The organism is Arsenophonus nasoniae (assembly GCF_004768525.1).
Classification (GTDB): Bacteria; Pseudomonadota; Gammaproteobacteria; order Enterobacterales; family Enterobacteriaceae; genus Arsenophonus; species Arsenophonus nasoniae.
Genome location: NZ_CP038613.1, coordinates 1,918,968 through 1,945,704, shown reverse-complemented (window position 1 = coordinate 1,945,704; position 26,737 = coordinate 1,918,968). Strand labels below are relative to the sequence as shown.

At 41.9% G+C, this 26,737-nt stretch carries 35 protein-coding genes and 5 pseudogenes; 39 read left to right on the top strand and 1 reads right to left on the bottom strand.

Annotation, left to right across the window (positions count from 1 at the left end; translation table 11 throughout):
• Positions 1–54: 54 nt before the first annotated feature.
• From ArsFIN_RS09670 to ArsFIN_RS09650, 6 genes and pseudogenes are all read left to right on the top strand, one after another.
• The gene (locus ArsFIN_RS09670) at positions 55–531 is read left to right on the top strand and encodes a phage terminase small subunit P27 family (protein ID WP_135677583.1); all 477 of its coding nucleotides are present in this window, start codon (positions 55–57) and stop codon (positions 529–531) included.
• Positions 531–1,544 (top strand): annotated as a pseudogene (locus ArsFIN_RS27445) (terminase large subunit); the annotation flags it as partial. The gene ArsFIN_RS09670 and the pseudogene ArsFIN_RS27445, both read left to right, overlap by 1 nt.
• Positions 1,545–1,709: 165 nt before the next feature.
• Positions 1,710–2,897 (top strand): tyrosine-type recombinase/integrase, encoded by a 1,188-nt coding sequence (locus ArsFIN_RS27440; protein ID WP_034250440.1) that lies wholly within the window; start codon positions 1,710–1,712, stop codon positions 2,895–2,897.
• A 15-nt stretch (positions 2,898–2,912) separates the two neighbouring features.
• Positions 2,913–3,137 carry a helix-turn-helix transcriptional regulator gene (locus ArsFIN_RS09660; RefSeq protein WP_026824086.1) on the top strand — a complete coding sequence of 75 codons (225 nt, stop codon included), beginning with the start codon at positions 2,913–2,915 and terminating at the stop codon, positions 3,135–3,137.
• A 74-nt stretch (positions 3,138–3,211) separates the two neighbouring features.
• The gene (locus ArsFIN_RS09655; protein WP_026823957.1) at positions 3,212–3,496 is read left to right on the top strand and encodes a helix-turn-helix transcriptional regulator; all 285 of its coding nucleotides are present in this window, start codon (positions 3,212–3,214) and stop codon (positions 3,494–3,496) included.
• Positions 3,497–3,764: 268 nt separating this feature from the next.
• On the top strand, positions 3,765–4,313 hold the full coding sequence (locus ArsFIN_RS09650; protein WP_135677670.1) for a hypothetical protein: 549 nt from the start codon (positions 3,765–3,767) through the stop codon (positions 4,311–4,313).
• Between the two features lie 72 nt (positions 4,314–4,385).
• On the opposite strand, the gene ArsFIN_RS09645 is transcribed toward ArsFIN_RS09650, so the two are convergent.
• On the bottom strand, positions 4,386–4,571 hold the full coding sequence (locus ArsFIN_RS09645; protein WP_135677669.1) for a hypothetical protein: 186 nt from the start codon (positions 4,569–4,571) through the stop codon (positions 4,386–4,388).
• A gap of 46 nt (positions 4,572–4,617) precedes the next feature.
• Between ArsFIN_RS09645 and ArsFIN_RS27435 the strand changes: the two genes are divergently transcribed.
• The 33 genes and pseudogenes from ArsFIN_RS27435 (at position 4,618) to ArsFIN_RS09490 (ending at position 26,734) form a co-directional block, all read left to right on the top strand.
• A complete protein-coding gene (locus ArsFIN_RS27435; RefSeq protein WP_246067170.1) occupies positions 4,618–4,872 on the top strand; it encodes a hypothetical protein in 255 nt (84 codons plus the stop codon).
• Positions 4,865–5,053 carry a hypothetical protein gene (locus ArsFIN_RS09635; RefSeq protein WP_135677668.1) on the top strand — a complete coding sequence of 63 codons (189 nt, stop codon included), beginning with the start codon at positions 4,865–4,867 and terminating at the stop codon, positions 5,051–5,053. The genes ArsFIN_RS27435 and ArsFIN_RS09635 overlap by 8 nt, the downstream gene beginning before the upstream one ends.
• A complete protein-coding gene (locus ArsFIN_RS09630; protein WP_026824155.1) occupies positions 5,050–5,253 on the top strand; it encodes a hypothetical protein in 204 nt (67 codons plus the stop codon). The genes ArsFIN_RS09635 and ArsFIN_RS09630 overlap by 4 nt, the downstream gene beginning before the upstream one ends.
• Positions 5,246–5,845, top strand: a complete 600-nt coding sequence (locus ArsFIN_RS09625) for an ORF6N domain-containing protein (RefSeq protein ID WP_026824154.1) — start codon at positions 5,246–5,248, stop codon at positions 5,843–5,845. Before ArsFIN_RS09630 ends, ArsFIN_RS09625 begins: the two co-directional genes overlap by 8 nt.
• Positions 5,838–6,155 (top strand): hypothetical protein, encoded by a 318-nt coding sequence (locus tag ArsFIN_RS09620; RefSeq protein ID WP_135677549.1) that lies wholly within the window; start codon positions 5,838–5,840, stop codon positions 6,153–6,155. Before ArsFIN_RS09625 ends, ArsFIN_RS09620 begins: the two co-directional genes overlap by 8 nt.
• Positions 6,152–6,388, top strand: a complete 237-nt coding sequence (locus ArsFIN_RS09615) for a hypothetical protein (RefSeq protein ID WP_135677550.1) — start codon at positions 6,152–6,154, stop codon at positions 6,386–6,388. Before ArsFIN_RS09620 ends, ArsFIN_RS09615 begins: the two co-directional genes overlap by 4 nt.
• Entirely contained in the window at positions 6,385–6,927 is a 543-nt protein-coding gene (locus tag ArsFIN_RS09610) for a hypothetical protein (protein WP_135677551.1), read from the top strand. Before ArsFIN_RS09615 ends, ArsFIN_RS09610 begins: the two co-directional genes overlap by 4 nt.
• A gap of 9 nt (positions 6,928–6,936) precedes the next feature.
• On the top strand, positions 6,937–7,287 hold the full coding sequence (locus ArsFIN_RS09605) for a hypothetical protein (RefSeq protein WP_135677552.1): 351 nt from the start codon (positions 6,937–6,939) through the stop codon (positions 7,285–7,287).
• Positions 7,284–9,557, top strand: a complete 2,274-nt coding sequence (locus ArsFIN_RS09600; protein ID WP_135677553.1) for a primase-helicase zinc-binding domain-containing protein — start codon at positions 7,284–7,286, stop codon at positions 9,555–9,557. The genes ArsFIN_RS09605 and ArsFIN_RS09600 overlap by 4 nt, the downstream gene beginning before the upstream one ends.
• A 1,082-nt stretch (positions 9,558–10,639) precedes the next feature.
• Positions 10,640–11,775 (top strand): annotated as a pseudogene (locus ArsFIN_RS09595) (phage major capsid protein).
• A gap of 4 nt (positions 11,776–11,779) precedes the next feature.
• The gene (locus ArsFIN_RS09590) at positions 11,780–12,334 is read left to right on the top strand and encodes an HK97 family phage prohead protease (RefSeq protein ID WP_135677555.1); all 555 of its coding nucleotides are present in this window, start codon (positions 11,780–11,782) and stop codon (positions 12,332–12,334) included.
• On the top strand, positions 12,334–13,551 hold the full coding sequence (locus ArsFIN_RS09585; RefSeq protein ID WP_135677489.1) for a phage portal protein: 1,218 nt from the start codon (positions 12,334–12,336) through the stop codon (positions 13,549–13,551). Before ArsFIN_RS09590 ends, ArsFIN_RS09585 begins: the two co-directional genes overlap by 1 nt.
• Positions 13,548–13,886: a phage head closure protein gene (locus tag ArsFIN_RS09580; protein ID WP_026824207.1), complete on the top strand. Its 339-nt coding sequence runs from the start codon at positions 13,548–13,550 to the stop codon at positions 13,884–13,886. Before ArsFIN_RS09585 ends, ArsFIN_RS09580 begins: the two co-directional genes overlap by 4 nt.
• Positions 13,882–14,181, top strand: coding sequence for a head-tail connector protein (locus tag ArsFIN_RS09575; RefSeq protein WP_026824208.1), 300 nt, complete (start codon positions 13,882–13,884; stop codon positions 14,179–14,181). Before ArsFIN_RS09580 ends, ArsFIN_RS09575 begins: the two co-directional genes overlap by 5 nt.
• Positions 14,182–14,652 carry an HNH endonuclease gene (locus ArsFIN_RS09570; protein ID WP_135677488.1) on the top strand — a complete coding sequence of 157 codons (471 nt, stop codon included), beginning with the start codon at positions 14,182–14,184 and terminating at the stop codon, positions 14,650–14,652.
• A gap of 240 nt (positions 14,653–14,892) precedes the next feature.
• Positions 14,893–15,258, top strand: coding sequence for a phage terminase small subunit P27 family (locus tag ArsFIN_RS09565; RefSeq protein ID WP_135677454.1), 366 nt, complete (start codon positions 14,893–14,895; stop codon positions 15,256–15,258).
• A pseudogene (locus ArsFIN_RS09560) lies at positions 15,233–16,891 on the top strand (terminase large subunit). The gene ArsFIN_RS09565 and the pseudogene ArsFIN_RS09560 overlap by 26 nt, the downstream one beginning before the upstream one ends.
• 147 nt (positions 16,892–17,038) lie before the next feature.
• A pseudogene (locus tag ArsFIN_RS09555) lies at positions 17,039–17,782 on the top strand (terminase TerL endonuclease subunit); the annotation flags it as partial.
• 10 nt (positions 17,783–17,792) lie between these two features.
• Complete coding sequence (locus tag ArsFIN_RS26300; RefSeq protein ID WP_167876663.1) at positions 17,793–17,960, top strand: hypothetical protein; 168 nt, start codon at positions 17,793–17,795, stop codon at positions 17,958–17,960.
• Positions 17,961–17,968: 8 nt separating this feature from the next.
• A pseudogene (locus ArsFIN_RS09550) lies at positions 17,969–19,200 on the top strand (phage portal protein).
• Complete coding sequence (locus ArsFIN_RS09545; protein WP_135677585.1) at positions 19,172–19,822, top strand: HK97 family phage prohead protease; 651 nt, start codon at positions 19,172–19,174, stop codon at positions 19,820–19,822. Before ArsFIN_RS09550 ends, ArsFIN_RS09545 begins: the two are co-directional and overlap by 29 nt.
• A 16-nt stretch (positions 19,823–19,838) precedes the next feature.
• Complete coding sequence (locus ArsFIN_RS09540) at positions 19,839–21,056, top strand: phage major capsid protein (protein WP_135677667.1); 1,218 nt, start codon at positions 19,839–19,841, stop codon at positions 21,054–21,056.
• 15 nt (positions 21,057–21,071) lie between these two features.
• Positions 21,072–21,218 carry a head-tail connector protein gene (locus ArsFIN_RS27430; RefSeq protein ID WP_246067409.1) on the top strand — a complete coding sequence of 49 codons (147 nt, stop codon included), beginning with the start codon at positions 21,072–21,074 and terminating at the stop codon, positions 21,216–21,218.
• Positions 21,181–21,426 carry a head-tail connector protein gene (locus tag ArsFIN_RS09535; RefSeq protein WP_246067408.1) on the top strand — a complete coding sequence of 82 codons (246 nt, stop codon included), beginning with the start codon at positions 21,181–21,183 and terminating at the stop codon, positions 21,424–21,426. The genes ArsFIN_RS27430 and ArsFIN_RS09535 overlap by 38 nt, the downstream gene beginning before the upstream one ends.
• Positions 21,404–21,730 carry a phage head closure protein gene (locus tag ArsFIN_RS09530; RefSeq protein WP_135677666.1) on the top strand — a complete coding sequence of 109 codons (327 nt, stop codon included), beginning with the start codon at positions 21,404–21,406 and terminating at the stop codon, positions 21,728–21,730. The genes ArsFIN_RS09535 and ArsFIN_RS09530 overlap by 23 nt, the downstream gene beginning before the upstream one ends.
• A complete protein-coding gene (locus tag ArsFIN_RS09525) occupies positions 21,717–22,106 on the top strand; it encodes a hypothetical protein (protein ID WP_135677665.1) in 390 nt (129 codons plus the stop codon). Before ArsFIN_RS09530 ends, ArsFIN_RS09525 begins: the two co-directional genes overlap by 14 nt.
• Positions 22,103–22,516: an HK97-gp10 family putative phage morphogenesis protein gene (locus ArsFIN_RS09520; protein WP_135677664.1), complete on the top strand. Its 414-nt coding sequence runs from the start codon at positions 22,103–22,105 to the stop codon at positions 22,514–22,516. The genes ArsFIN_RS09525 and ArsFIN_RS09520 overlap by 4 nt, the downstream gene beginning before the upstream one ends.
• A 17-nt stretch (positions 22,517–22,533) precedes the next feature.
• A complete protein-coding gene (locus ArsFIN_RS09515) occupies positions 22,534–22,992 on the top strand; it encodes a phage tail protein (protein WP_135677663.1) in 459 nt (152 codons plus the stop codon).
• Positions 22,993–23,044: 52 nt separating this feature from the next.
• A complete protein-coding gene (locus tag ArsFIN_RS09510; protein WP_026824210.1) occupies positions 23,045–23,272 on the top strand; it encodes a hypothetical protein in 228 nt (75 codons plus the stop codon).
• 10 nt (positions 23,273–23,282) lie between these two features.
• Positions 23,283–23,630, top strand: coding sequence for a hypothetical protein (locus ArsFIN_RS09505; protein ID WP_026824209.1), 348 nt, complete (start codon positions 23,283–23,285; stop codon positions 23,628–23,630).
• 92 nt (positions 23,631–23,722) lie between these two features.
• Positions 23,723–23,854, top strand: a complete 132-nt coding sequence (locus ArsFIN_RS28200) for a hypothetical protein (protein WP_276489376.1) — start codon at positions 23,723–23,725, stop codon at positions 23,852–23,854.
• On the top strand, positions 23,847–25,664 hold the full coding sequence (locus ArsFIN_RS09495) for a phage tail length tape measure family protein (RefSeq protein WP_135677661.1): 1,818 nt from the start codon (positions 23,847–23,849) through the stop codon (positions 25,662–25,664). The genes ArsFIN_RS28200 and ArsFIN_RS09495 overlap by 8 nt, the downstream gene beginning before the upstream one ends.
• A 53-nt stretch (positions 25,665–25,717) precedes the next feature.
• Positions 25,718–26,734 (top strand): phage tail tape measure protein, encoded by a 1,017-nt coding sequence (locus tag ArsFIN_RS09490; RefSeq protein ID WP_167876679.1) that lies wholly within the window; start codon positions 25,718–25,720, stop codon positions 26,732–26,734.
• Positions 26,735–26,737: the final 3 nt, after the last annotated feature.

Sequence of the window (26,737 nt, the reverse complement as noted above, 5' to 3'; positions counted from 1 at the left end):
TAGAAAACCTTTTTATAGGTATCCCAATTGCGCGATTAATAGGAATTTTAAATTATGTCTGGACCCCCAAAAACACCGACACATCTACGTTTGATAAGGGGTAATCCTTCAAAAAGGGCAATTAATAAAAATGAGCCAAAACCCGAAAAAGGGGTTCCCCCAACACCAAAACACTTTAACAAGCAAGAACGCTACTGGTTTAAGGTTCTTTGCGAACGGCTAGATGCGATAGGCGTTATTACTGCTATCGATGGTATGGCTCTGGAATTGCTGGTTGGGGCGTATGTCGAATGGCGAAAACATCGAGATGTTATTGACAAAGAAGGCGAGACCTACAAGACAACATCCACTGACGGCAACGTCATGATCCGTCCACATCCGCAAGTTGCCATGATGGCCGATGCGTGGAAGCGCATTTGCAGAATGCAAGCTGAATTCGGCATGACCCCCGCTAGCAGGTCAAAAGTAAACGGTAAGGCTTCAAACGAAATAGATCCGTTTGTCGAATTTTTGAAAAGCAGGATAGACTAATGGCAAAAGTAGCGGAAGGCATTAGCTATGCACAACGCGCTGTGTCGGGTGATATCATCGCGTGTGAATATGTACGATTGGCGTGTCAACGCTTTTTGAATGACCTTGAGCATGGTGAAGAACGGGGTATCTATTTTAGCTTCCCCCGCGCACAACATATCCTTAATTTCTATCAGTTTGTGCCCCATGTAAAAGGTAATCTTGCCGGTCAAACTATAAAATTGATGGATTGGCATATTTTTATCCTGATCAATATTTTTGGATTTGTTATCCCTTTAGTCGATGAACAAACGGGGGAAAGGGTAATCCGTAATGATGGCAGTGGACGAGTCGTGATGGTCAGACGTTTTCGTACCGCCTATAACGAAGTTGCCCGTAAGAATGCCAAATCAACGCTTTCTTCAGGTATTGCACTTTATATGACCGGATCAGACGGCGAAGGTGGCGCAGAGGTTTATTCAGCCGCCACGACTCGTGATCAGGCTCGCATTGTCTTTGAAGATGCAAAAAACATGATAAGGAAGGCTAAACATACCCTTGGTCAATGTTTTGAGTTCAATAAATTAGCGATTTATCAAGAAGTCACCGCTTCAAAATTCGAACCACTATCCAGCGATGCAAATAATTTGGACGGGTTAAATATCCATTGCGGTATTGTCGATGAACTGCACGCACACAAAACGCGTGATGTTTGGGACGTATTAGAGACGGCAACAGGTGCAAGATTACAATCCTTGCTCTTCGGTATTACCACCGCTGGATTTAATAAAGAAGGCATATGCTACGAATTACGCGATTATGCCATCAAGGTTTTACAGGGGCAGGTTGAAGACGATTCCTTCTTTGGCATTATTTATACCCTAGACAAGAAAGATGATCCGTTTGACGAGAAGATGTGGCAAAAAGCCAATCCTGGATTAGGTATTTGCAAGCGATGGGATGATATGCGCCGCCTTGCAAAAAAAGCACAGGAGCAGGTTTCAGCTAGGACGAATTTTATAACAAAGAATGTAATATCTGCTAATTATAATGGATTAGCCGTCCTCGTGTTGTTTGTAAGATACTGATATAAAATAGATTATTCATTTTTTATTGTTCTCGTGTTTTTTCGTGTTTTCTGGTTTTTACACAACTCTGTGTATTGCAATGTGTATTGCAAATTGAAAAAAGGGCGCTACATGGCAGTCAACAAGCTCAGTGATAAAAAGTTAAGATCCTTACATGGTAAATTAAGCGAAAAACAACAAACTATTGCTGATGGTAATGGGTTAGCTATAAGAATAAGTAAAACAGGTACGATAAGTTTTGTTTTTTTCTTTCGCCTTTACGGGAGAAAGAGCGCGCCTATATGGTTAACATTAGGCAAGTACCCAGATTTAAGTTTAAAAGCCGCAAGGGAGCAGAGAGATAATTGTCGAATATGGTTAGCTGGGGGTAAAGATCCGAGAATACAAATCAAAATAACCAAAGATGATTTACTGAAACCTGTTACAGTCAAAGATAGCTTAGAATACTGGATTAATAATTATGCTCAAGATAAAAGAAAAGGCGCAAAATATATTCAAAGTTGTTTCATGAAACATATTTATTCCGATATTGGAGATATTCCATTGAATGATTGTTCGTTGTCTATGTGGGTTAACTGTTTCGATAGAATAAAAAAAGTTGCTCCGGTACAAGCAGGCGCAATGTTAAAAACAACAAAACAGGCTTTAAAATTTTGTAGGGTTAGAAAATATGCAATCAGCCATGAAATTGACGATTTAGATGTAAGTGATGTAGGAAAAAAATCAAATAAAAGAGAGAGAGTGTTAACAAAGGATGAATTAAAAGCGCTGTGGCATTATGTGAATAAAGAATATGATAATCATATTATCTCATATGAAAATAGAATTATTTTAAAATTTCTTATTGTCTTTGGTTGTCGTCTTTCTGAAATAATATTATCAACATGGGATGAATGGGACTTAGAAAATGATATATGGCGAGTCCCCCCTCATCATAGTAAAAATGGTAGAGAAATTATTAGACCCATTCCCTATAATTTTAAACAATGGCTATCACTATTAAACAAAGCAACTTGTAATAGAGAGAGGGTAATTGGTTTTAACATGCGTCAGAGTGCAGCCAGTATCAGCATGATAAAAATATGGAAAAGGCTTAATCATTTAGAAAAATGGACTCCACATGATATGCGAAGAGTAATCGCTACAAATCTTAGTGATAACGGATTTGAACATAATGTTATTGAACAATTACTTGGTCACACATTAACTGGTGTAGCGGGAATATACAATCGAAGTAAATATATGAATAGGAAAAGAGAAGCGCTTGTTTGGTGGGTAGATTATTTAAACGCATTATAAAAAGAAGATGGTTTTATGATACTAATATTAACTCGTGCTGAGATAGAAAATATGGATGAAATTGACCGATTAATTAAAGAAGAAGAATGTGAATGGTTAACTTCGCTAGGTAGAAATCATAGATATTATTTAGAAAAAAGGGGCAGATTTCCTTTAAAAATAAATATAGGACTACAAACCAGATTATACCGATTATCCGAAGTTCAGGCTTGGATAAAAGGCACATGGAAACCTGAATAACTAGAACGTATAAAAATTAAATGTCATGAATTGAACCCCGTTAATCGGGGTTTTTTTATTATGGAGAAGAAATAATGATAACGGTTAAATTTACTGAACCTACCAGAGAAGAAAGACAATTTATTTTAGATGAATATGGTCAAAAGTATGATCGCCGAATCAGGGAAGCCGAATGTAAGCAGATATCTGGTTTATCCCGTTCCCGTCGATGGGTGTTAGAGGAAGAAGGAAAATTTCCTAAGCGTATACCTATGGGAAAGAACTCCGTCTCATGGCTATTAAGCGATGTTCTATGGTGGGCACGCAATCCGCCAGAGGTGAAGAACGTGAATAATCCTTACAGCCGTCAATCTCACTGATGAGGGGAAAAGTCCCCTTTTTGGCAGAAAACCTAAAAAACCTGTATCACCTGTACCAATTACATTTAATCCGTTTAATATCAATTAGTTAATTAGGTATAGGTAGATAAAATACCTCTAAAAACCTATAAAGACCTGTAACAACTTAAAGAGGAAGTCGGTTAGAAAAAAATTCTTTCCTTTCCCTGGCAGGCAGTGATTACCGAAAGTCCCCTTTTTCTGACCAAGCAGCATGACTCACCGCTCAATTAATTAAATAAGGTTCAATATGAACATTCAAAACACGGTGAATAACCGTGAAGGGCTTCTTTATGCCAAAAATCAGGGGGGCGATATATTTAATCGCCTGAACAAGTCGACCTACAAAAAAAGTGTAGGTCACTACACAAAAAGTGTAGTTCAGAAATTAAACAACATGGGTGTACAAGCCATTAGAGAGGTGCGCACAAAAGAAAGCATTAAAAACAATAGGTTGATTCAATTTGTGCAGTATACAAAACAACCATCTAACCGCAGCTTAAAATACCTCATCTACTCAAATTTGAGTAGTGCAAAAAATAACCATTCATCATTAAGAGGAACGGTTAATAAACAAACAAAGCGAGTGGCTCATGGTCACTCAGAACATCAAGGAAATTTTTCTCTGATGATGAGGCTACCCGATAATATCGGGTTGGTTGGGTTGGCTGGATTGGCTCAGAAGCAATCAGCGGAATATGTATCTAAGCGATTTCAGCCTTTAGGGGGGGATGCCAAAGATTTTTTCACAAATTGGACGCAAAAGATCTCCTTCATTTTTTCCGCATGGGATCATTGATGGTGCACATGATTTGATAAATAACAAAACTACAAGTACAGCCAATATAATTAAAGGAATTTTATGCATCATTTACCCCTTGGATTCTAAGTTGATACCCCGTGATTTTAATTCTTTCCTTATTATTCGTTTAATCCAAGCTGAAACAGAAGCATCGCCGTCTTCTAATAATGCTGTTTTTATTCCTTGCTCCAATGGCGGTTCAACTCTTAGTGCTATTTGTTTATTTCCTTTTCCTGACATACTAATGGTTGACACTTGGTTTACTCCTATCTATACTTTATTTGTACACCAAGTGTATGGCATGTGTAGTAATAAAACAACGCCCCCGAATGGTATTCGTCGTACCACACGAGGGCTAACCACCAACGATAGATTATTTATCGAGGTAGCTATGTATAAATATACCTTCCTAATTGGAAAGGGTAAAACCCGTTTATCTGAAATTAACCCTATTCGTCTAATAAGTGTTCTAGCTAAAAGTGAAAATGAAGCTCGTCTCTTGGCTGGCAATCGTCATTTAGTCTTTGTTGCTCGTCAGGGGGTGGCTCATGCGTAATAGCCCATGCGCTACGCTCTATCCGCACCCTCTAGACAGATTAAGTGTCATAGCGACATTGCTTGAGACGATGGAATATTTATTTAACGACCCTCAGTCACAAGACATTGCTTTCGCCCTACTGGAATATGCCAGGGACTTGGCTAAATCTCGTCAGGATTTAGAGGAGGTGACATTATGAATAGCGCTTATGTCAATAATGACAATCTTCTTCACTATGCAACCATAACGGCATCTTTGCTTAATTGTATCAATCAGATAGCAGTAGAAAAGGATAATAGCCTAGCCTTTTATCTATCTGATTTAGTGTTTTTGGCGTCTGAAAGGGCTAATACCCTCGTGACCATGCTAGACATGGGTAAGGAGGGACAACATGTCTAATTTTGTCGCTATCCATAATCGGGCGATGCCTGTTGTGGAGTACCAAGGTAAGCGTGTTGTTACTTTTGCCATGATTGATAAGGCACATGATCGCCCTAAAGGAACTACACGAGTCGCATTTAACCGCCATAGAGAACATTTTGTCTATGAGGAAGATTATTTATCGATTCCAGTATCTCTAAAGTATCAATTAGATACTTTAGGAATTTCTGTGCCAAACAGGGGGCTAACGGTTCTAACTGAATCAGGTTATTTGTTAATCGTTAAGTCATTTCGTGATGAGCTTTCTTGGAAAATACAAAAAGAGCTAGTCAATGTTTATTTCCGCCGTAACACCTTAGGTGAACTCCGTCATGTTGATATTCCTTCGCTTGAAGAGTTAAGCCAGATGAAACCGGAGGAAGCGCAACATCTTGTCGTTAAGGCAGAGAAGGACTCTTATCTTGGTCATGGTAAGCCAGGCAGTGCAGCGATGACCCTACGCCGTAGAGAGCTTAAGCGCCTTCGTCCAGCCATCAAAACCGTTATTGAACTTTCCCAACTGTCTATCTGTGATTTAGGTGATTTCACCAAGGGGGTACATCATGGCTGATATTCAGCATTACCTCATAGCGGATAATTTACAGGCGATGAGCACTAAAGATCTAAGAGAAATGAAAGGTGCTTGTGAGGCAGGGTTTGATGGGATTATGTCAGGGCTAAAAGCCTTTGGTGAATGCGCATATTGGGCATGTAGCAATGAAAACTATGCCGATAGTCAGGCGAAAGCGGATTTATGCCGGATGAGTGAGGCGTTGATGTGCTTACCTAAAATTGCTCAGGCACTCATTATCAACGCAGAAAACGCCCAGTTCACACTCTATCAGCGTGAAGGATTCCCTGTATCGGAGGGCGTGAGATGAACATGACACAATATGACGAACAACCATTAATTACTTTTAGCGATGGCTATAACTCAGGGCGGGATAATACCTTTAACGCTAAGAATACACGGGCTTTTCTTAAGGGAAAAGTGAAGCCCCAATTTATAAGAAATCCTGGGATTAACACTTATGTCAGTGGCTCAAAGCACACAGGCACTAAGTCGAAAAAGTGTAAGCGCAAACAGGCTAAAAAAAGGAAGGGGTCAAGATGAGCTATAAAATAAAAACCATTGGCAAAAATGTATGCCTTACACATTTAAACGAACAGGGGCATATTGAAAAAATAACGATTCCTGTGGCGGATATCCCTAATCGTGTTAATGAGGGTCATTGGGATGATGACCCTAAGTTAATCCTGAAATTAATCGATGAATACTGGAAAAAAGACGATTTTAACAAAGCCGATGTGATCACGTCCGTACGCTGTGTTATTTCGGCTATTTTCGTTATGCAATGCAACGTTAAAAATGGTCAGCCTTACTACACCCATAAAAACTATCACCTTCCTATTTTTCTGGCGACTGAACGCATGGGCATGGAGAATAATATTGAAGGCGCTTTTTATTCTAGGGAGACCAAGGAAGACGCAGAGCAATATATTCTGACGTTTTATCGAAACATGCTAGAAGTCAGTAATGCTAAGTGTTTAAAACTTTCCTTTATGGGGCAAGAAATTTTAGCCCAACTCCATAACCTATTTATCGATGATGTGCTTAACGGCAATGTTCAGCCCGTTGCTGTGGTGCATTAAGGGGGAAAGATGACATTAATCACTTTAAACTTTCGCCTGAATGCACGGGCTAACGCTTTTGCTAAGGCAATCTATCAGGATGTAAGAGCAGAAAACGGCGGAGACTGGTTTACCTTATACACCGAAGATGACGCTATTCATGTTGATATTATCGACGGCGTAAAAGGGATTCGGAAGCTGGTTGATACTTATGCATTAAAACCGTTGAAAGATGAATACAAATCTTGGGAATCTGTCGCTGAACAAATACTTGACCTGTGCGTTGAGAACGGCAAGTTGTCAGGGATGGGGCTTGATATGTGGGTTGACATGATGAATGACATGGCGGATAGCGCTGCTGCTCAGGAGGATAAATCATGAGAAATATTGATTTAATCCGTCAGGTTAAGCAGCAGGCCACAGGACGTTGGCAAGGTATATTAGCATCACTGGGGGCAGAAGTCCCCTTGAATCGTCATACCGCTTGTCCAGCTTGTGGGGGTAAAGACCGCTTTCGCTTTGATGATAAGGAAGGTAACGGCACATTTATCTGTAATCAGTGTGGTAGTGGTGACGGACTGGATTTAGTGAGACGGTTATTTAATGTTGATGTCACGGAAGCGGCTAAGGAAGTGGCTAAGGTTATTTCAATACCTGTCCAAAAAGAAACGACTATATCAGATAAACCGCCTTTAACGGATGCTATTAAAAAATCCGCAAAGTTATTAGAAGAAGCCACATTAGGTCAATCTCAGTACTTAATACTCAAAGGTCATACCTGTTCAGTTAAGCTATTAAAAGATGGCTCGATGATATTACCCGTAAAACAGGGTGATAAATTACTGGGTGCTCAGATTATCAGAGCTAACGGTGAAAAGCGCTTTATCTCAGGCACAAAGAAAAAAGGTGGCTATATTCCCGTCGTTGATTTCACTGGAACGCCCGATACGGTGTTAATTGCCGAAGGATATGCAACCGCTTTAACCGTGAGCCAGTTGCATGAAGGCGTGGTACTGGCAGCGCTTGATGAAGGTAATTTATTACCCGTTGCTACATGGGTCAGGAAGCATTACCCTCAATCAAAAATCATTATTGCGGCGGATAATGATGTTAAGCCCGATGAAGCCAATATTGGCAAGATTAAAGCGGAGAAAACCGCAAAAGTGGTTAATGGTTGGGTCACCATACCGCCAACCAAAGAAAAAGCTGATTGGGATGATTACCGTCAGCAACATGGGATTGAGGCAGCAAAACAGGCGTTTATAGAGGGGGCGTATCAAGTTGAGCCTGACAAGCAAAAGACGGGTAACAATCTTTCTCAAATGGCAGACAATGAAAAAGCCTTGTTGCTGGCTGAACGTTATGAGGGGATCGCTGTACACAGTGATAGTAAGGTATTTTATCGCTACGTATCAGGGATATGGGAAAAAATTTCCCACCTTGATCTGGCTCGTGAAATGGGCAATATCTATTGTCAACATAACACCAACTTTAGCAACCGAGCGGTTAATAATGCGGTGGAGGCATTGAAAATTATTGTCCCTAAGTTGGGTAAGCCTTGTAACGATGTTATTCCTTTTGCTAATGGTGTCTTTAATATTAAAACTAAAGTATTTTCACCACACCAGCCCGATAACTGGTTATTAAATCACAATGGGATTGAATATAGACCCGCCCCACCCGATGAAAATTTACGGGATCATGCTCCACATTTTCATAAATGGTTAGATCATGCTGCTAATCGTGACCCGTATAAAATGAAACGGATTTTTGCAGGGTTATATATGATTTTAGCTAACCGCTATGACTGGGAACTGTTTTTAGAAATTACAGGAATAGGCGGAAGCGGTAAAAGTGTTTTTGCCCAAATAGCCACTTTACTCGTAGGTGAAGATAATACCGGAAGTAGCAATATGGCCGCTTTAGATACCGCGAGAGGGCGAGCACAATTCGTTAGTAAACGATTGATCACCCTCCCCGATCAACCGAAGTACATAGGAGAAGCCACGGGAGCAAAAGCCATAACAGGCGGTGATTTAATTGAAATTGACCCTAAATATGAACATCAGTATAGCACTGTAATAAGAGCCGTTGTTATTGCAACAAATAATACCCCTATGATATTCACTGAACGTGCAGACGGTGTAGCCCGTAGGCGAGTGATATTCCAGTTCAATAACAAGGTAAAAGACGAAGATAAAGATTCTAGGTTAGCGGAAAAGATTTCAAGTGAGATCGCTGTCATTGTACGTCGATTGTTGGCAACTTTTGATGATCCAGAAGACGCAAAAGCGTTATTACTTGAACAAAGGGGATCAGGGGAAGCGATAGAAATCAAACGGGAAAGTGACCCCCTCATCGATTTTTGCGCCTATCTCATTACATTAGAAGCTGCTAGCGGTATGTTGATGGGGAACGCCAATATTTACCCGCCAGTGCCAAGGAAATATTTATACCATGCTTACACGGCTTATATGCAAGGGAACGGTAATAAAAACGCCTTGAGTTTAACCGCCTTTGGACGCTCGATTAATAATGCGCTTAAAGAACTGGGTAAAAGGTATATTAGAGAAAGAACAAAACATGGATATAGAACAAATCTGGAATTAAATGAAGTGGAGGCCGAAGATTGGTTGCCAAGTGTACCTTAACATAAATTATAGACACCGTAATATCAAACCAGCATCAGCCAATACTAAACAAACAACGCCAGCCAGTAAAAGGCTGGCTTTTTTATCTGCCTACCAGGGAAAGGAAAGAATTTTTTATTTAAGTCGCGTTAGACAAAAAATAGATGCGTATAAAACTTTTTGGTAAAAACTGTTCATACTGTTCACCAATTCAATAAAAGATATATATATCAATAAATTAAAGGGTGAACACTTAACTTAAAACTATTCACCAAGTGTTCACCACTGTTCACCTTTTTATGGGAGGGGTAATGAACAAAAAGTTTTCTAACTTCAATTTATTTATAAATAAAATTAATATTTATTTAAGTTGGTTAATAAAATAATTTTTTAATCTTGTAAGAAAAATAAAAGATGGAAGTGTTTATTAATATTTAATAAAAAGTGTTTTGATTGTTAATGATTGCAAATAAATATATTATATATCAATACGTTATACTATTATTGCCTGAACTAAAGCAATCCATAAAAAGGTGAACACTTTATTGAAAGGGTGAACAGTGGTGAACACTTAACACAAAACTATTCACCACATAATTTATTGATATATATATCTTTTATTGAATTGGTGAACAGTATGAACAGTTTTCCAGTTTTTTTTAATTATATAAAACGCACGCTAAAATATTTTTATTTTTTTCTCTGACATGAGAAATATTATTAAATAAATTTTATCTTTTCGAAAGAGAACAAGGATCATCATAAAAAATTCTTTCTTTTTCCTGGTAGGCAGTGATTACCGATTGTCCAAAATAGCTCATGATGTTTTCACTAAAACGGGTGCAACCCTTATTAATGTTTTAATAAATAATTAATGTAAAGTTATGTAAATTATTGGTTCTCATGTTTTCTCATCTTTTTTGCCTTCCTGTGAGGTTGTTTCCTGTTATTTTTCATCATGTTAAATTGAGGTTCCTGATTCATGCAGGTGTATTTTGAAATATTCATGGTTACTAAAAGCGGTTAAGGTTTATATCACCTTCCCTTAGCTGCTTTTTTTCTGCATGTTCAGTCAAGACAATCACTGCATGCAGGAGCCAACCTTGAAAAGACTACTTGAATTACGTCAGCAAAAGCCGATTTAACGGCACAAATGCGATCAATGCTGACATTAGCAGAAACAGAAAAACGAACACTGACCGAAGATGAAGCTAAAACTTTGATGCGTTGCGTCATCAGTCGGAAACCCTCAATACTGAAATCGCCCGTTATGAAAGTCTCGCTGATGAAGAAAGAACATTAGCGGCAAAGCCTGTACAAAAGAACAGGAAATGATGCATTAAGGCATTATGTTTTGACAGGGGAAACACGCGGGCTTTCGACTGGGGTTCCGGCTGATGGTGGCTATACCGTTATCCCTGAACTGAATAAACAGATTATGCAACGTCTCAGTGATGAGTCCGTCATGCGTAAAATCTGTACTATCAAGACCACTCACAGCAACGAATATAAGCAACTGGTGTCTGTTGGTGGTGCCGTGATCAATCACGGTGAAGAAGGCAAAGCCAGAACCGAAACCGCTACCCCTAAACTGGAAGAAGTGAGTATCAAGTTATTTCCTGTCTATGCCTATCCCAAGACAACACAGGAAATTCTGGATTTTAGTGATGTCGATATTTTAGGCTGGTTGACCCGTGAAATCGCTGACACCTTTGTTGATACCGAAGAAACCGATTTAGTCAGTGGTAACGGTACAAAGAAAGCAAAAGGATTTCTATCCTATCCCCGTGATACGAAAGCCGATAAAGCGCGTAGTTTTGGCACATTGCAAAAGCAGGAAGTGACCAAACTGGAAGCCGATAGCCTGATTGACCTGAAATTCACGCTAAAAAATAAATACCGTAAAAATGCTGTCTGGGTGATGAACTCAAACACCGCTGCCAAAGTACAAAAATTGAAAAATGGCAATGGTGATTATATCTGGCGTGAACGGTTACAAGTGGGTGATCCTGATAGTCTGTTGGGTTTATCGGTTCATTACCTTGAATTTATGAATGATGATGTGATAGCGCTGGGTGACTTTAAACGTGGCTACACCATTGTTGACCATCAGACAGGCACCCGTACACGACCTGACAATATTACTGAGCCTGGCTTTATCAAAATTCATACTGATAAATATCTCGGTGGTGGATTAGTCGATTCCAATGCGATTAAAGTGCTTGAGGTTAAGGCATAACGCCATGAAATCAACCGATTTTGAAATACGCACGGCAGGCATCACCGCTGATGAAAAAAAACTAATGGGCTATGCGGTTAAATGGAATAGCCGTTCACAACTGTTGTGGGGTGAATTTATTGAAACCTTTGCCCCCTATGCGTTTAAAAACAGTCTGGGAAAAGGAACAGATGTAAGGTGTCTGTTTGAACATGACGTAACTAATCTATTAGGGCGTACCGCGTCGAGTACGTTACAACTGGCTGAAGATGAAACGGGGTTACGGTTTGCGCTTACCCCGCCTGATACCCAATTAGGCCGAGATGTTCTAACACTGGTTGAACGGGGGGATATATCCGGTATGAGCTTTGCGTTTAGGACGATAAAAGACCATTGGGAAATTGGTGAAAAGCCTTATCTCAGAACGGTTATTGAGGCTGAATTGCTAGAAATCACGATCACCAGTTTACCCGCTTACCCTGAAAGTGGTGTCGAAATTGCCAAGCGTTCACTCAATGCTAATCGCTCCAAACCCACGCATTTGTACAATCGGTGGCTACAATTATCTGAGGTGGAATAATGTGGCCATTCAGACATAAAAAGGCAGAAGAACGCAGCCTTAGTATTGATGAGTTCCTGTCACTGGCTGGCATTCCTAACAGTCGGTCAGGCGAATATGTCTCACCGATAACCGCAGAAGGCTTACCCGCTGTTATCAATGCCGTTACGGTGATTAGTGAAGCGGTGGCGACGATGCCCTGTTTTTTATATCGGGTACACAATGATAAAGGTATGGAATCACGGGAATGGCTAAGTAACCACGTGGTAGATTATTTGCTCAATGAAAAACCAAATGATTGTCAAACACCTTTCCAGTTTAAACGAACCCTAATGCGCCATTGCTTACTCAATGGTAATGCCTATGCGCTTATCACATGGGGTAAAGACGGACAGCCCGCTTCATTACATCCTTATCCGCCGAGTGCGGTTGTACCTGAACGATTAAGTGAGCACCGTTACCGTTATACGATAACCGAGCCATACAGTGGTCAAGTCCGTATCTGTCTGCAAGAAGAAATCTTACATTTACGTTACGCCACGGATGATGGGTTTATGGGACGTTCACCGATTACGATTTGTCGGGAGACATTAGGTTTAGGACTAGCCCAACAGCGCCACGGCGCGAGTGTGATGAAAGATGGCATGATGGCAGCAGGGATTATTAAATCCAATGAGTGGCTGAATGATGCCAAAGGGCAAAAAGCCCTTGACGCGCTTGAACGTTATCGAGGCGCAAAAAATGCGGGTAAAGTGCCAATCCTTGAAGGTGGAATGGGATATGAAAAATTAGGCATGAGTAATCAGGATGCAGAATGGTTAGCTTCCCGCCGTTTTACGATAGAAGATATCGCCCGCATGTTCAATGTCAGCCCTATTTTTCTGCAAGAATATTCCAACAGTACCTACAGTAATTTTAGTGAAGCCAGCCGCGCGTTTTTAACCATTACCATGCGCCCTTGGTTAGCGAATTTCGAACAGCAAATCAAATCGGCACTACTACTTAATGTTCCGCAATCCGGTATGCGTTACCAAGTGGAATTTGACACCGCCGATTTACTCAGAGCCAACCCAAGAGAGCGTTTCTTAAGTTATGAAACGGCGATTAAATCCGGTGTGATGTGCCCCAATGAAGCCCGTGAACGGGAAGGCTTACCGCCTCGTGATGGCGGTGATGAATTTAGTCAGGCGTGGAAACAGCATATTGAGGTTAAGAAACATGCGGAGGACAACGCATGAGAGCAGGACGATTAAGACATCGTGTGACGATTCAGAAACAAGAGATTACATACGGTAATCTAGGTGACCAGCGAGTAACCTGGGTAGATGTTGAAGATGTCTGGGCAGAAGTAAAAGCGCTACGCGGTCAGGAGTTATTAACCTTTGGTACTCGCTATCCTCAAGCCATCGTCAAGATTTGGATGCGTTATCGTCCTGATATCACGATTGACAACGCCATTGTGTATAAAGGTGCTAATACACTGGGTTCTCGATTTGAGATAGCCGTTGTTTTATCCGATGCACGCCAATCAAGATTAGAATTGATTTGCAAGGGAGGAGGACGATTTGATTAATGTAAAAATCCCTTTAAATGAAATCAAACAGCATTGTCGATTAGAAGAGAGTTTTACGCTGGATGATAAATTATTAACCACGTATGCCGAAGCAGCACTTGAAGCCTGTCAACAACATATCGGCAAACGGTTTGATGAAGGATTGACATTCACGCCAGCAATTAAGGTTGGGTGTTTGCTCTATATCGGATTGCTCTATGAGAATCGGGAAATGGCAACAGATGTTGAGCTTAAAGAAGTCCCCTTTACGATTAAATCGTTATGGTCAGTGTATCGAGATATTGGAGTGTATTAAATGCCGTATCAACCATTAAAAAGATGTACAGAGCCAGGCTGTAGTACCCGAGTGAAATCGGGTAAGTGCGAGGCGCATAAACGAGCAGCCAGACGCAGAGTAGAAAAACAACGTGGAACGCATACCCAGCGTGGCTACTCCAGCCAATGGGCTAAATATCGTCTGATTTATTTGAAGGAGCATCCTCTTTGCGTGAAGTGCGAAAGTCAGGGGATATATACACCCGCTAAAATCGTTGACCATATCATCCCAATCGATGGAGATAGCGATGTACTGTTCTGGTGGCAAGATAACCATCAATCATTGTGTCAGGGATGTCATAACCGCAAAATTATTCAGCAAGATCCAATAACTAAAGCACAGCGTAAAGCTGGCATGTTCCGTGAGCAGGAAGAAAAAGCTGCTCATCGTAATGACTGGATACACGAGTATAACCTTAATGGACGAATATCAGATAAATCAATTGATTAAGGGATTACTTAGACATAGCCAAGGTTATCGACGCGTTAAGCCAAGCGCGAATAAATCCTACGTTAAACGATTGACTCAGCGTGACCGTGAGCTAATGGAATGTTTTAGGAATCAGCCTTGGAAGTAGGGGGTGGGGGAGTTAAATATGACAACCCCCTATTGCGCTGGGACCGCACGTCAATCGAATTTTTATGCGCGGTCATTTTTTTGAAAATAAAACAATAAGGAAAACAGTAGATTATGGCAAGAGCACCCAAAGCCCCTAGCTATCTTGATGAGATTGCTACTACAGAATGGAAAGCTAAGGCAAAATTCGTTGCAGAGCGTAACGACCTGAACCCCACTGATTGGAGTAGCTTTGAGCTGTATTGCGTCAACTATTCCATTTACCGAAAAGCCGTTGCAGACCTCGCAGAACGCGGATTTAGTATCGCCAACAGTCAGGGAAGCGAAAGTAGGAACCCCGCATTAAGCGCCAAAGCTGAGGCAGAAAAAACCATGATAAAAATGGCCTCCCTATTAGGTTTTGACCCCGTATCACGTCGCCGTAATCCGGTAGAAATGCAAGAAGAAGATGAACTTGACCGATTGGCATCAATACGCTGAGCGCGTCAGAAATAGCGATATTCCGGCCTGTAAGCGCTTAAAACAGGCGGTTAATCGTTATTTTAATGACCGCAATAATCCCGTTTATACCTTCGATACGCCAACGGTAGCACGTTTTATCGCTTTTCCCGTCTCTGCCCCCATGTAAAAGGACATCTTCGAGGTAAGCCCATTCAATTAGAACCTTGGCAGCAATTTGCTATAGCGAATATTTTAGGATTCAAAGAAGTTAGCACGGGAAGAAGAAAATATCGTAGTGCGTATATCCAAGTGCCAAGAAAGAACGCTAAGTCTACATTGGCTGCAATACTGGCTAATTGGTTTTTAATCATGGAAGGGGGGCAACAGGATATTTATACGGCAGCCGTGAGTCGAGACCAGGCACGCATTGTTTTTGATGATGCCCGTCAGATGTGTTTGCTATCCCCTAGCCTAAAGAAACGGCTGACTATCCAGCAACATAAAATAATTTATCCTAAAAATAACAGTTTGCTAAAGCCGCTTGCTGCCAAAGCTGCCACCATTGAGGGCACTAATCCGAGTCTGGCGATCGTCGATGAGTACCATCTACACCCTGATAATGCGGTTTATTCCGCGCTTGAGTTAGGGATGGGGCACGCCCTGAAGCACTACTTTTGCCATTACCACCGCAGGGAGCAATGTTATTTCAGCCTGTAAACAGCACTATGATTATTGTTGTCAGATATTGGACGGTGAAGCGCAGAATGAATCACTCTTTGCCCTGATTTATGAACTAGACGAAGACGGTGAGCTTGATGATGAGCATAACTGGGTTAAAGCCAATCCTAATCTTAATGTCTCTGTAGAAAGTCATGCCCTGAACGATACGATTAAAAAAGCAAGGGGAATTCCCTCACAATGGACAGAGATGTTAACCAAACGATTTAATATCTGGTGTCAGGGTCAAACGCCGTGGATGGGTGAAGGGGCTTGGGCTGCCTGTCAACGGGACTACAAGGAAACGGATTTAAAGGGACAAACCTGTTATGCAGGGATGGATTTATCCTCAACAAACGATATTACTAGCGTCTGTTATACCTTCCCACAAGAGAATGCGCTCTTGCTATTGAGCCGTCACTATATCCCCGAAGCGCAATTACAGAGTCCAGCGAATAAAAATAGAGCAATCTATCATCAATGGGTGCGGTTAGGCTGGCTGAGAACCACCAAAGGCGATTGTATTGATTATGACCGTATCAGAGATGATATTCTCAAAGACAGTGAGCAGTTTGAGATTAAGCTCATTGGCTTTGATACGTGGAATGCGACTCATCTTAGAACGCAATTACAGGGTGCAGGTTTAGATGTTGAACCCTTCCCACAAACCTATATGCGTTTAAGCCCTGTCGCCAAGTCAGCAGAAGTGTTTGTTAATCGTCAGAATATCCACCATAACGGCGACCCTGTTTTAACATGGGCGATCGCAAATGTAGTGATGGAAACCGATGCAAACGCCAATATTAAACCGAACAAGAAGAAATCGGCTAATAAAATCGACCCGGCCTTAGCGTTTCTGATGAGTTTTGGCACATGGCAGATAGAGCATGAGGACTTTACCTTTAGTTTGACCGATGAGCAGAAACAACGATTAGCTTCATTTGATGGGGTGTAGCGGGTTTTTATTAGCGCCCCGGATAATCTTAAACAAATTTCTCTTCTGATTAAAACCTGTGTATTGCAATGTGTATTGCAGATAGCTATAAATAAATAATAAATATTCATTAACTTATTGATATATAGTTAAATTATAATTGTTTGTAATTTTATAACAAAGCACGCCAACGTTTGGGTGAGTGCAGAGTCAGCCTGGATGGATATGCTCAAATGGACAGATCTCTCTGCTGTCGCCCCAATGCACGAGCTAAAAACCTATCCGATGTGGGTCGGTGTTGATTTGGCTAACAAAATTGATATTTGTGCGGCCGTCAAAGTCTGGCAGGCAAACAATGGTCATGTTCATACTGATGCCAGGTTCTGGCTGCCAGAGGACAGGCTAGCGCGTTGTTCTCGACAAATTGCAGAACTCTATCGGAAATGGTCAGCGATGGGGGTATTAACCCTGACTGATGGTGAAGTGGTTGATCACAATCAAATCAAAGAGGAAATCATTACGTGGGTCTCAGGACAAACATTAAAAGAAATAGGATTTGATCCCTGGAGTGCAACGCAATTTGGCTTATCACTCGCAGAAGAAGGCCTACCACTGGTTGAAGTTTCTCAAACAGTCAGAAATCTGTCAGAAGCAATGAAAGCAGTGGAAGCATTGGTATACGCCGGGAAACTGCACCACAACCAACACCCAGTAATGAACTGGATGATGTCTAATGTGACGGTAAGACCTGACAAAAATGACAACATCTTCCCAAATAAGTCAACGGCGGAAGCTAAGATTGATGGCCCTTGTGCGCTTTTTACCGCAATGAGTCGATTATTAGTCAATGGGGGGAACCATCAACCTTCGCTTTCTGAAATTATTAGTTCCCACGGACTGAGATCGCTTTAAGGATCACACAATGATATTAACACTGCTTTCATTTATCACAGGCATTATTGGTGCCATTTTATTGGCTTTCGGTGCCTGGTTATTGCTGCCCGCCGCTGGTTTTATTGTTGGCGGTATTCTTTGTTTGCTGTGGTCATTTTTGGTTTCGTACATGATGAGTCGAAAAATCAAACAATAAGAGGCATTATGTTTTTTCCAGGACTTTTTAGCAAAAAAAGTGACATAACTTCACAGGAACTTGGTCATCTGATGGGGCTTTCTTACGATACTTACGCCGGTCGTAGAGTCAGTCCTAGGTTGGCTATGCAGCTAACCGCGGTATTTAGCTGTGTCAGAGTATTAGCAGAATCTGTCGGCATGCTGCCTTGTGCCCTGTATGAACGAACGGCACAATGCAATCAACGCGCCACGAAAGAAAGGCTTCATCAGCTATTATCAGCCAAACCAAATGGGTATATGACTTCACAAGAGTTTTGGGAATTATTAATAACGAGTTTGTGTCTGAGGGGCAATTTTTATGCCTATAAGGTTAAGGCCTTAGGCGAAGTGGTTGAATTACTTCCATTAAGTCCTGACAGTGTCGCACCAACGCTAAATCCTCAATGGGGTATTGAATATCAAGTCACGTTGCCAGATGGAACAAGCCGTATTCTGAGTCAGGATGAAATATGGCATGTTCGCATTTTTACATTGGATGGATTAATAGGGTTGAGTCCAATTGCGTATGCACGTCAAGCCATCGGTCTTGGACTAGCAACAGAAGAGCATGGCTCACGTCTATTTGGAAATGGGGCAGTGACAAGTGGGGTTTTACAAACGGAACAATATTTGACAGATGACGCTTATGAGCGATTAAAAAATGACTTTGAAGTCCGCCATCAAGGCCTTGAGAATGCCCATAAACCGATGATCCTTGAAATGGGATTGAAGTGGCAACAAATTAGTTTGTCAGCGGAAGATGCTCAGTTTTTTGGAAACACGCAAGTTTCAACTGGAAGAAATCTGCCGTATTTTTTCGCGTTCCGTTGCACATGGTGCAAAATACAGATAGAGCCACGTTTAATAATATTGAGAATCTGGGCATTGGTTTTATCAACTATTCGCTGGTTCCTTATCTAACGCGCATTGAACAGCGAATCAATATCGGGTTAATCGCTGAAAAAAAGCAGAAAAATTTTTATGCTAAGTTCAATACTGGGGCGTTATTACGTGGTGATATGAAATCACGGTTTGCAGCTTACGCAACGGGAATTAATTGGGGAATTTATTCCCCAAATGAATGCCGCGAACTGGAGGAGCTTAACCCTCGTGAAGGCGGTGATATTTATTTAACGCCGATGAATATGACAACAAAACCCAGTCTTACCGAGTTTAGCGAGGATAAATCGAATGACAATAATGATAAAACAGCGGTTTGATATGCCGCTGAGTCTAAAATCAGTGACTGAATCGGGTGAGTTTTCCGGCTATGGTTCTGTTTTTGGGGTAAAAGACAGTTTTGATGACATCGTAATGCGAGGCGCATTTGAAACATCACTAACGCATTGGCGATGTAAAAATAGTTTTCCTGCCCTTCTTTGGCAGCACCGCATGGATGAACCGATAGGGGTCTATACCGAAATGTGGGAGGATGAAAGAGGGTTATTTGTCAAAGGAAAATTGCTCATTGAAGATGACCCTTTAGCCAAGCGAGCCCATGCGCACATGAAGGCCGGATCACTATCCGGCCTTTCTATTGGGTATGTGCTTAAAGATGGCGAATACGAACGCACTAAAGGGGTCTTTTTGATTAAAGAGATAGATTTATGGGAGGTGAGTTTAGTGACCTTTCCAGCGAATGATGAAGCGAGGATTAATACGATCAAATCAGTATTTGCGCAAGGTCAAATTCCCGCACCAAAAGAGATTGAACGAGTCCTGCGTGATGTTGGACTTTCTCGAACACAAGCAAAAAAATTCATGGCGGAAGGCTACCTTGCTTTGTCTCAGCGAGACGTTGAAACCGATCTGTTAGCAGCCTTGAAATCCATTATATTTTAAAAGATAAGGGTAAATTATGCCAATAGACAAGAAAGATGTTGAACTGGTAGCACAAGAGCTACAAAACCGATTTAACGAATTTAAAGAAAAAAATGATAAACGTATTGAAGCCATTGAAGCGCAGAAGGGTAAGCTATCGGAAAATGTTGAAACACTGAATGCTAAACTCAGTGAACTCGATGCGTTAAAATCCTCGCTTGAAGAAGAATTAGTGGCGTTAAAACGCCCTGCGGCAATGAAAAGCAGCCAGAGTATAAATGATCATAAATTGGCTTTTTCGCTGTTCATCCGCAAAGGCAAAGAAGAGGGACTCGCTGAACTTGAAAAAAAAGCCATGCAAACGACCACAGACCCTGACGGGGGGTATGCAGTACCTGAGGAATTAGACCGCAATATCATCAAGGCGTTGGGGGATGAAATTGTGATGCGCCAGGAATGTCAGGTATTAACGGTTGGTACCCCCGATTATAAAAAGCTAATTAATAAAGGCGGAACGACAAGTGGTTGGGTCGGTGAAACGGATAAGCGTCCGGAGACATCGACATCGAAATTAGGGGTTATTGAGCCTGTCTGGGGTGAAATTTATGGTAATCCAGCTGCCACCCAAAGAATGCTTGATGATAGTTTTTTTAATGTTGAACAATTTATCGTGTCAGAATTGACGCAGGAGTTTGCTCAACAGGAAGAGTTGGCATTTACATCCGGTGATGGTCAAAAAAAACCAAAAGGATTGTTAGCCTATGGGAGCGATGAAAAAGCGGATAAGGAGCGTGAATGGGGAACGCTGCAACACCTGATGCTTAAAAAACCATCAGAAATTACCGCTGATGAAATCATGCAACTCATTTATACCTTGCGTAAACCTTATCGTACTAATGCCCGGTTTATGATGAATAATAAGACATTATTTCAGGTAAGAACATTAAAAGATTCACAAGGTAATTATTTGTGGCAACCTGGTTTGCAGTTAGGACAACCCTCCGCCTTATTAGGTTACGGTATTGCAGAAAATGAACAGTTTGCGGATTTAGGCGCGGGCAATGTTCCGGTTGCTTTTGGTAATTTTAAACGTTGCTATACCATTTTAGATCGTATTGGTGTCAGGGTATTGAGAGATCCCTATACCAATAAACCGTTTGTTCATTTTTATACGACAAAAAGAGTGGGGTCTATGTTAGTGGATAGTAATGCGATTAAATTATTGAAGGGCAAAGCCAGTGGAGCAGGCGGTTAATTTAAGAGGGGCAATATGCCCCTTTTGCAAAAGTTGAGGTTTGGCATGTTACCTACGCTTGATGATTTACATCTTCAGTGTCGTATTGATACGGATGAGGAAGATGCGCTTTTATTGATGTACCTTGCCGCTGCCAAAGAAAAAAGCAGAAAACTACCTTAACCGTTCATTATCTGATTCAGAGAAAAAGACGCAAAACGCAACCCAATTAGTGATAACGCCGTTGATTAAACAGGCATTGATATTGGCGGTAGGCTTTTGGTATGACACGCGGGAGTTAAAAAGAATTCCCCCTGGATTTTACGAAATATTAAACGATTATCGGATATACCCGATGAGAGGGAAGGATGTTAGCCGCCGAATTGACTAAACGCATTACCTTGTATCGGCCTATCACAAAATATCGTCCTTTGGGCGATCCGTATACTGAAATGGAAGCGGTTAACACCGTTTGGGCCCATGCGGAGTCGATATCTAATCGGAAAATTCGCACGGCTGATCAAGAACAGGTGATTGAAACTTTGCGTTTTACGTTAAGGCCAAGAAACGATATTGATATTGATTGGCTGGTTGAATATCGGCAACGTCGCTTTACCGTCAGAGCATTAGATCGTAATCAACCTGATCGACTCATTATTACCACAGAAGCAAATATCCGCCATGATAGAAAATGATATTAAAAAAGACTTAAGCCGTATTACGGGATTAGATGCTTTCCCCCTTCAACTTCCTTCAAAACAGCTTGAAGGGGTCATTTATCAGCGTATCAGTGATCCGAAAGTATTTACGGGGTTAGCAAAAACAACGCTCGTACAGGCGCGATATCAGATAACAGTTCAGTTACTCAATGATTATGAAAAAGCCCTCTGGCTAAGCGAAAAAATCAAGGAGGAATGGGAAAAAATTGAACACGGTTATCTGGGTGACTATCCGGTACAACATATTGAACGCGGTAACTTAATTCAGGACAGGGAAGAACTGACAGAAAACCGTATATGTTATCGGATCACGCGGGATTTTATTTTGACCTATGCGGAGGATGCTAAATGAGAAATCGAGTAGAAGTGAAGGGATTAAGCGATCTTGAATCGGTATTAAAAAAATTGGGCGATGAAGTTGCGGTTGAGGTTTTACGCAAAGCAGGGAGTGAAGTAATGAAACCGGTGCTCGCCGATATGAAAGGCCATTCGGGATTTGATGCGATTCATTCAGGCGAACATATGCGAGATAGCATTAAAATCCGCACTAACAGCAGAATAAAGGACAAAAAAACACAAACCGTCGTCACAGTGAGAGTTGGCCCTTCAAAACAACAGGCGATAAAAGCACGCGCCCAAGAGTTTGGTACGGTTAAACAGATAGCGCGCCCTTTTATCCGACCCGCATTGGATTATCACCGTGAATTTATCCTTAATACCTTAGCATCAGAAATTCGCGCCAGCATTGAAAAACATCGTTAATACAACAGGAAAATACTATGGCTAAAAGAAAAAGTTCGCCGGAATACGCTAAGTTACCCGAAAATACCGTAGTGAAATTTGGCAAAGTGGGGGATGCAGTGACTGCAATGAAACTTCTGGATACCTGTAGAGCAATAGGCGCAACAGGATTAACAGGAAGCTTTATAGACTGCACCACATTACTTGACACCAACAAACAATATATAGCCGATTTACCGGAAGGGCCGGAAAAGACGCTAGGTTTTATCGATGACCCCGAAAATGAAGATTTTACTGAATTTTTAAATTTGGCACAAAATAGAGAAACCGTTCAGCTTTATATTGAGCTACCCAATAAACGGACAGCCACGATGATCTTGGCCCTGTCAGGCTGGGAGATGAATGAGATTAGTGCGCCAGCAAGTGAAGTCATTCAAATTACGGTAAAAGGGAAACAGAATAATCTCACCTGGGGAACAGTACCCCCAAAGCCTTAACCGCCGATGCGACAAAATTCACGGCGGATAGCACCAAGAGGAAAGTAAACTGATGGCAGAAATCAAAAAAATCAATATTGGCACAAAACCGGATGATGGAACGGGTGATACTTTACGTGATGCTTTTAGTAAAACCAATGACAACTTTGAAGCACTTAATACCTTACCCGAAAAAGGGGATAAGGGCGATAAAGGAGAAAAAGGCGAACCCGGTAAGGATTTGTCATCAGAACTTGATGCGCTCACCAAACGTGTCAGAGCATTAGAAGAAAAAGAATAAGGTAAATAGCATGTCATCACTTAAATCACGTTTATTAGCACCGGATAGTTATGTTGAAAAACACGCTATTTTTGATGTTGATGTTTATCTACGCCGCTTAACCATTGCAGAGCTAGATACCTATGAGCAAGCGTTAAAACAGGCGCAAGACAGTGGCTCTAACACACAGGCAAGTATTGCGGGAGCAAACCTGATTTTGCAAACGATTTGCGATAAAGCAGGGCAACCCTTACCCACAGAAGAATTGCCCACCGCAGAGGAATTAATTGCTACCAAATCCACGCAATCATTGATTGAAGCCCTCAAGTTTGTTCAGCAATTTAGCTGTGGCAGTCTGGATGGCGCTAAAAAAAACTAACCGACTCCGCTCGCTTACGCTTTATTTTCCAACTGGCTGATAGATGGGGTCAACCTGACCCGCGTAAAATCGCCGCTTTACCGAACGAAATATTGACGCACTGGCAAGCGTTTTTTCTGCTGGAAAGTGAACTCAAAGGCGCAGATATTACGGAAAATGAAGTCATTGCACATAATGATGTTAATCAACAATGTAATAACGTTATGAGGGTTTTAAATGGCTGATGTCGCAAGTCTGGCCGTAGCGTTACACTTGAATTCTGCTAGTTTTAAATCGCAAATTCATGATGCTTATAGTTCTGCGGCTAATGAATCTAAAAAATTTGCTCAGCAGATTGAATCTGGCTCAAGTCAAAGTGAACGTGCAGTGACAAGGATGTCAAATCAGATAAGAAAATCCAGTGGACAGGCAGCAGTTGGCTTTGGAAATTTGCATCATGTGTTAACGGAGCTGGTTTCTGGCAGCAATGTTGCCGCCAGTACGATTTCAAATGCGTTAGTACCCGCTTTTGAACGATTGTTTGGTGCTACGCATGGCACGACTTTCGATACTCAACGGCAGATGGCGAAAGAAGCCGCGCAAAGTGCGGTAGATTATGCACAGTCTAGCATTGAAGCGGCCAAAGCAGATGCCACCAGAGCACAGCAGGGATTAAAAACCGCGCAAGTAATGAAAGCACAGGCCATCGCGCAGCGTGAACAGGCGTTTGCCTCTGATGAATACCTTGAAAAAATGCGCGCGGTCAACGCCCAAAATGGACTGAATACGGCTGAAATTGAAAAGGCATATGCGGCGCAAAATGCGGCAAACGCCAGAACGATCGCCGAAGCAAATCTGGCTGAAGTCAGCGCAAATCAAAAAGCTGCCGCCGCTTCTGCGCAATTAACGACAGCGCAAGCAGCGGAAACGGCGGGCACGCGACAATTAGCTTTAGCCAAGCAGCAGCTTGCCGTTGCAAATACTGAGTTGTCCGCTTTGCAGCGCGTAACCGGAGGAATAACGGGCGCTTTCAGTAACCTTATTAATCTCATGGGTGGGCCGCTCAATGTTGGCTTGATGGCAACCGCAGGGTCAGTATTTTATTTGTATTCGCAGTTTAAGGAAGCGGAAGAAAGGCAGAAGTCTTTTTATGCAGCCATTCAAAAAGGCGGATTATTTTTATCGACAACAACGGTTGAATTGAATCTGTTAGCAGATCGACTAGGCGGGACAGCCGAAGCCTATAAAGCGGTGACTTCTGCCGCAAGTGCAGGGTTTAGCGGTAAGCTACTGGAAGACGTGGCGGAGTTTGGGGCTCAACTTGAGGAGTCGGGCGGTAGCGTCGATATGTTGGTCAGCAAGCTATCGGCAATCGGTGACCAACCGTTAAAAGCCTTGCGAAATTACGCGGCTGAGGGTGTGGTATTAACGCAATCGATTTACGAGCAAATTGCTGCCTTGGAAAGACGGGGACAAATTGAAGAAGCCAAAGCGCTTGCAAGAAATGCCTACGAAAAACAGAATCAGGAAAATACTAAAGAAAGCGAGCGCTTAACGCAGGCGCATAAAAGATCACTCGATGATCTGACCGGTAGTTTTAACGTGTTAATGGCGGCATCAACGCAAAGTCTGACACTGTATAATCAGGTGTTGCAAAAAGAAAAGGACAAGGAAAATGCGATTTATGCTAGGCAACTGGAAGAACGCAAAGCACAAATTAAAACTGAAAGTCAGTTCGCCATTCATACCATCGAAACCGCTGCACAAATTAATGCGGCCATTAATGCGGGTAAAGATCCGCTGAAAGAAAGAGCCAGAATTCAGCAGGAAATCAACCAACGCTATAAAGAGGGCAGTTTAACATTAAATGAGTACACCCAAGCGCTTAAAGGACTCGACAAACTGTACGCCTCCCCGCAAAAAACGTCCGGGGAAACCCTTGATGCGGGGCGTCAGCGAATTGAGCAACTGCAACAACAAACAGCGACCTTACAAGCGCAGTTAATGGAAAATGAAAAAACTCCTCGATTCAGAACGGAAATTGGCAGCCTTTGAGCAAGAAATCACTCGATTAAAAAGGGCGAACGCTGAATGCATCACAGAAGAGTGTGTTAGCGCATGCGGATGAAATTCGTACACAGTTGCAAATCAATGCCGGATTAGAGCGTGAATTACAGTTAAAAGCATTAAGGCAACGATTTGCAGATCAGGATTTTGAAATCACAAAACGTACGACTCAAATGCAGCAGGAAGCCCAAAATCAGATTCTGCAAATGACGATGCCCAAAGTGGATTATGACTTGATGCTTGAAGAACAACGCGTCAGGGATGACTTTCGTAATCGGCGATATCAGCTTGATAAGGAAGTTTCAGATAAGACCTCACAACTTTATGCAGAACGGACGCAGTTTTTAGCGCAAGAAGAACAAAAACAGATTGAGATAGTGAGAGCTGCTGCATTAAGTAAGGCGAAGGTGGCGCAAGATGGGGGGAAAGGCGTAGCCAAAGGCTGGCAGGATTTCGGTGCGGAAACAGAAAACGTGTTTGATAACATGCGTAATATCACTAAAAACGCTTTCGATGGTATGTCAAATACCCTGGCAGACTTTGTGACCACAGGTAAATTTAATTTTTCTGATTTTGCGCAATCGGTGGTCAATGATATAACGCGCATGATTGTTAAAATGATGATATTTAAAGCGTTGGAGTCAAGTTTGGGTGGTTCTGGTCTTGGCAGTTTTCTTGGCATAAGAGCCAATGCACTGGGCGGTGTTTATCGTTCGTCAGGGTTAAGTGCCTATAGTAATCGTGTTGTGGATTCGCCGACGTTATTCCCATTTGCCAAAGGAATCGGGTTAATGGGTGAAGCGGGGCCTGAAGCCATTATGCCGTTAACTCGAGGGCGTGATGGTTCGCTGGGTGTCAAAGCAGTCGGTGGCTCATCAGAGACCCAAGATGTAAGCACTATCCATATTCATCAGGTTATCAATGTGACCGGTAATGGCGATAAAGTCATTGGAGAAATAACCCAACGCGCAGCAAAACAGGGAGCAGATGATGCCCTCGCACGCATTCAGCGAGATTTTGCGACTAATGGACGTATACGGAAACTTTTAGGGAGTTAACTG

Excerpts from the sequence above, each read along its gene's own strand:
- ArsFIN_RS09605 (WP_135677552.1), top strand. The coding sequence starts at position 6,937 with ATGACATTAATCACTTTAAACTTTCGCCTGAATGCACGGGCTAACGCT.
- ArsFIN_RS09495 (WP_135677661.1), top strand. The coding sequence starts at position 23,847 with ATGGCTGATGTCGCAAGTCTGGCCGTAGCGTTACACTTGAATTCTGCT.
- ArsFIN_RS09565 (WP_135677454.1), top strand. The coding sequence starts at position 14,893 with ATGGCAAGAGCACCCAAAGCCCCTAGCTATCTTGATGAGATTGCTACT.
- ArsFIN_RS09525 (WP_135677665.1), top strand. The coding sequence starts at position 21,717 with ATGATAGAAAATGATATTAAAAAAGACTTAAGCCGTATTACGGGATTA.
- ArsFIN_RS09585 (WP_135677489.1), top strand. The coding sequence starts at position 12,334 with ATGTGGCCATTCAGACATAAAAAGGCAGAAGAACGCAGCCTTAGTATT.
- ArsFIN_RS09610 (WP_135677551.1), top strand. The coding sequence starts at position 6,385 with ATGAGCTATAAAATAAAAACCATTGGCAAAAATGTATGCCTTACACAT.
- ArsFIN_RS09580 (WP_026824207.1), top strand. The coding sequence starts at position 13,548 with ATGAGAGCAGGACGATTAAGACATCGTGTGACGATTCAGAAACAAGAG.
- ArsFIN_RS09655 (WP_026823957.1), top strand. The coding sequence starts at position 3,212 with ATGATAACGGTTAAATTTACTGAACCTACCAGAGAAGAAAGACAATTT.
- ArsFIN_RS27435 (WP_246067170.1), top strand. The coding sequence starts at position 4,618 with ATGTGTAGTAATAAAACAACGCCCCCGAATGGTATTCGTCGTACCACA.
- ArsFIN_RS09590 (WP_135677555.1), top strand. The coding sequence starts at position 11,780 with ATGAAATCAACCGATTTTGAAATACGCACGGCAGGCATCACCGCTGAT.
- ArsFIN_RS27440 (WP_034250440.1), top strand. The coding sequence starts at position 1,710 with ATGGCAGTCAACAAGCTCAGTGATAAAAAGTTAAGATCCTTACATGGT.
- ArsFIN_RS09620 (WP_135677549.1), top strand. The coding sequence starts at position 5,838 with ATGGCTGATATTCAGCATTACCTCATAGCGGATAATTTACAGGCGATG.
- ArsFIN_RS09530 (WP_135677666.1), top strand. The coding sequence starts at position 21,404 with ATGTTAGCCGCCGAATTGACTAAACGCATTACCTTGTATCGGCCTATC.
- ArsFIN_RS26300 (WP_167876663.1), top strand. The coding sequence starts at position 17,793 with ATGATATTAACACTGCTTTCATTTATCACAGGCATTATTGGTGCCATT.
- ArsFIN_RS09515 (WP_135677663.1), top strand. The coding sequence starts at position 22,534 with ATGGCTAAAAGAAAAAGTTCGCCGGAATACGCTAAGTTACCCGAAAAT.
- ArsFIN_RS09510 (WP_026824210.1), top strand. The coding sequence starts at position 23,045 with ATGGCAGAAATCAAAAAAATCAATATTGGCACAAAACCGGATGATGGA.
- ArsFIN_RS09660 (WP_026824086.1), top strand. The coding sequence starts at position 2,913 with ATGATACTAATATTAACTCGTGCTGAGATAGAAAATATGGATGAAATT.
- ArsFIN_RS09540 (WP_135677667.1), top strand. The coding sequence starts at position 19,839 with ATGCCAATAGACAAGAAAGATGTTGAACTGGTAGCACAAGAGCTACAA.
- ArsFIN_RS27430 (WP_246067409.1), top strand. The coding sequence starts at position 21,072 with ATGCCCCTTTTGCAAAAGTTGAGGTTTGGCATGTTACCTACGCTTGAT.
- ArsFIN_RS09600 (WP_135677553.1), top strand. The coding sequence starts at position 7,284 with ATGAGAAATATTGATTTAATCCGTCAGGTTAAGCAGCAGGCCACAGGA.
- ArsFIN_RS09625 (WP_026824154.1), top strand. The coding sequence starts at position 5,246 with ATGTCTAATTTTGTCGCTATCCATAATCGGGCGATGCCTGTTGTGGAG.
- ArsFIN_RS09545 (WP_135677585.1), top strand. The coding sequence starts at position 19,172 with ATGACAATAATGATAAAACAGCGGTTTGATATGCCGCTGAGTCTAAAA.
- ArsFIN_RS09630 (WP_026824155.1), top strand. The coding sequence starts at position 5,050 with ATGAATAGCGCTTATGTCAATAATGACAATCTTCTTCACTATGCAACC.
- ArsFIN_RS09520 (WP_135677664.1), top strand. The coding sequence starts at position 22,103 with ATGAGAAATCGAGTAGAAGTGAAGGGATTAAGCGATCTTGAATCGGTA.
- ArsFIN_RS09670 (WP_135677583.1), top strand. The coding sequence starts at position 55 with ATGTCTGGACCCCCAAAAACACCGACACATCTACGTTTGATAAGGGGT.
- ArsFIN_RS09505 (WP_026824209.1), top strand. The coding sequence starts at position 23,283 with ATGTCATCACTTAAATCACGTTTATTAGCACCGGATAGTTATGTTGAA.
- ArsFIN_RS09650 (WP_135677670.1), top strand. The coding sequence starts at position 3,765 with ATGAACATTCAAAACACGGTGAATAACCGTGAAGGGCTTCTTTATGCC.
- ArsFIN_RS09615 (WP_135677550.1), top strand. The coding sequence starts at position 6,152 with ATGAACATGACACAATATGACGAACAACCATTAATTACTTTTAGCGAT.
- ArsFIN_RS09570 (WP_135677488.1), top strand. The coding sequence starts at position 14,182 with ATGCCGTATCAACCATTAAAAAGATGTACAGAGCCAGGCTGTAGTACC.
- ArsFIN_RS09635 (WP_135677668.1), top strand. The coding sequence starts at position 4,865 with ATGCGTAATAGCCCATGCGCTACGCTCTATCCGCACCCTCTAGACAGA.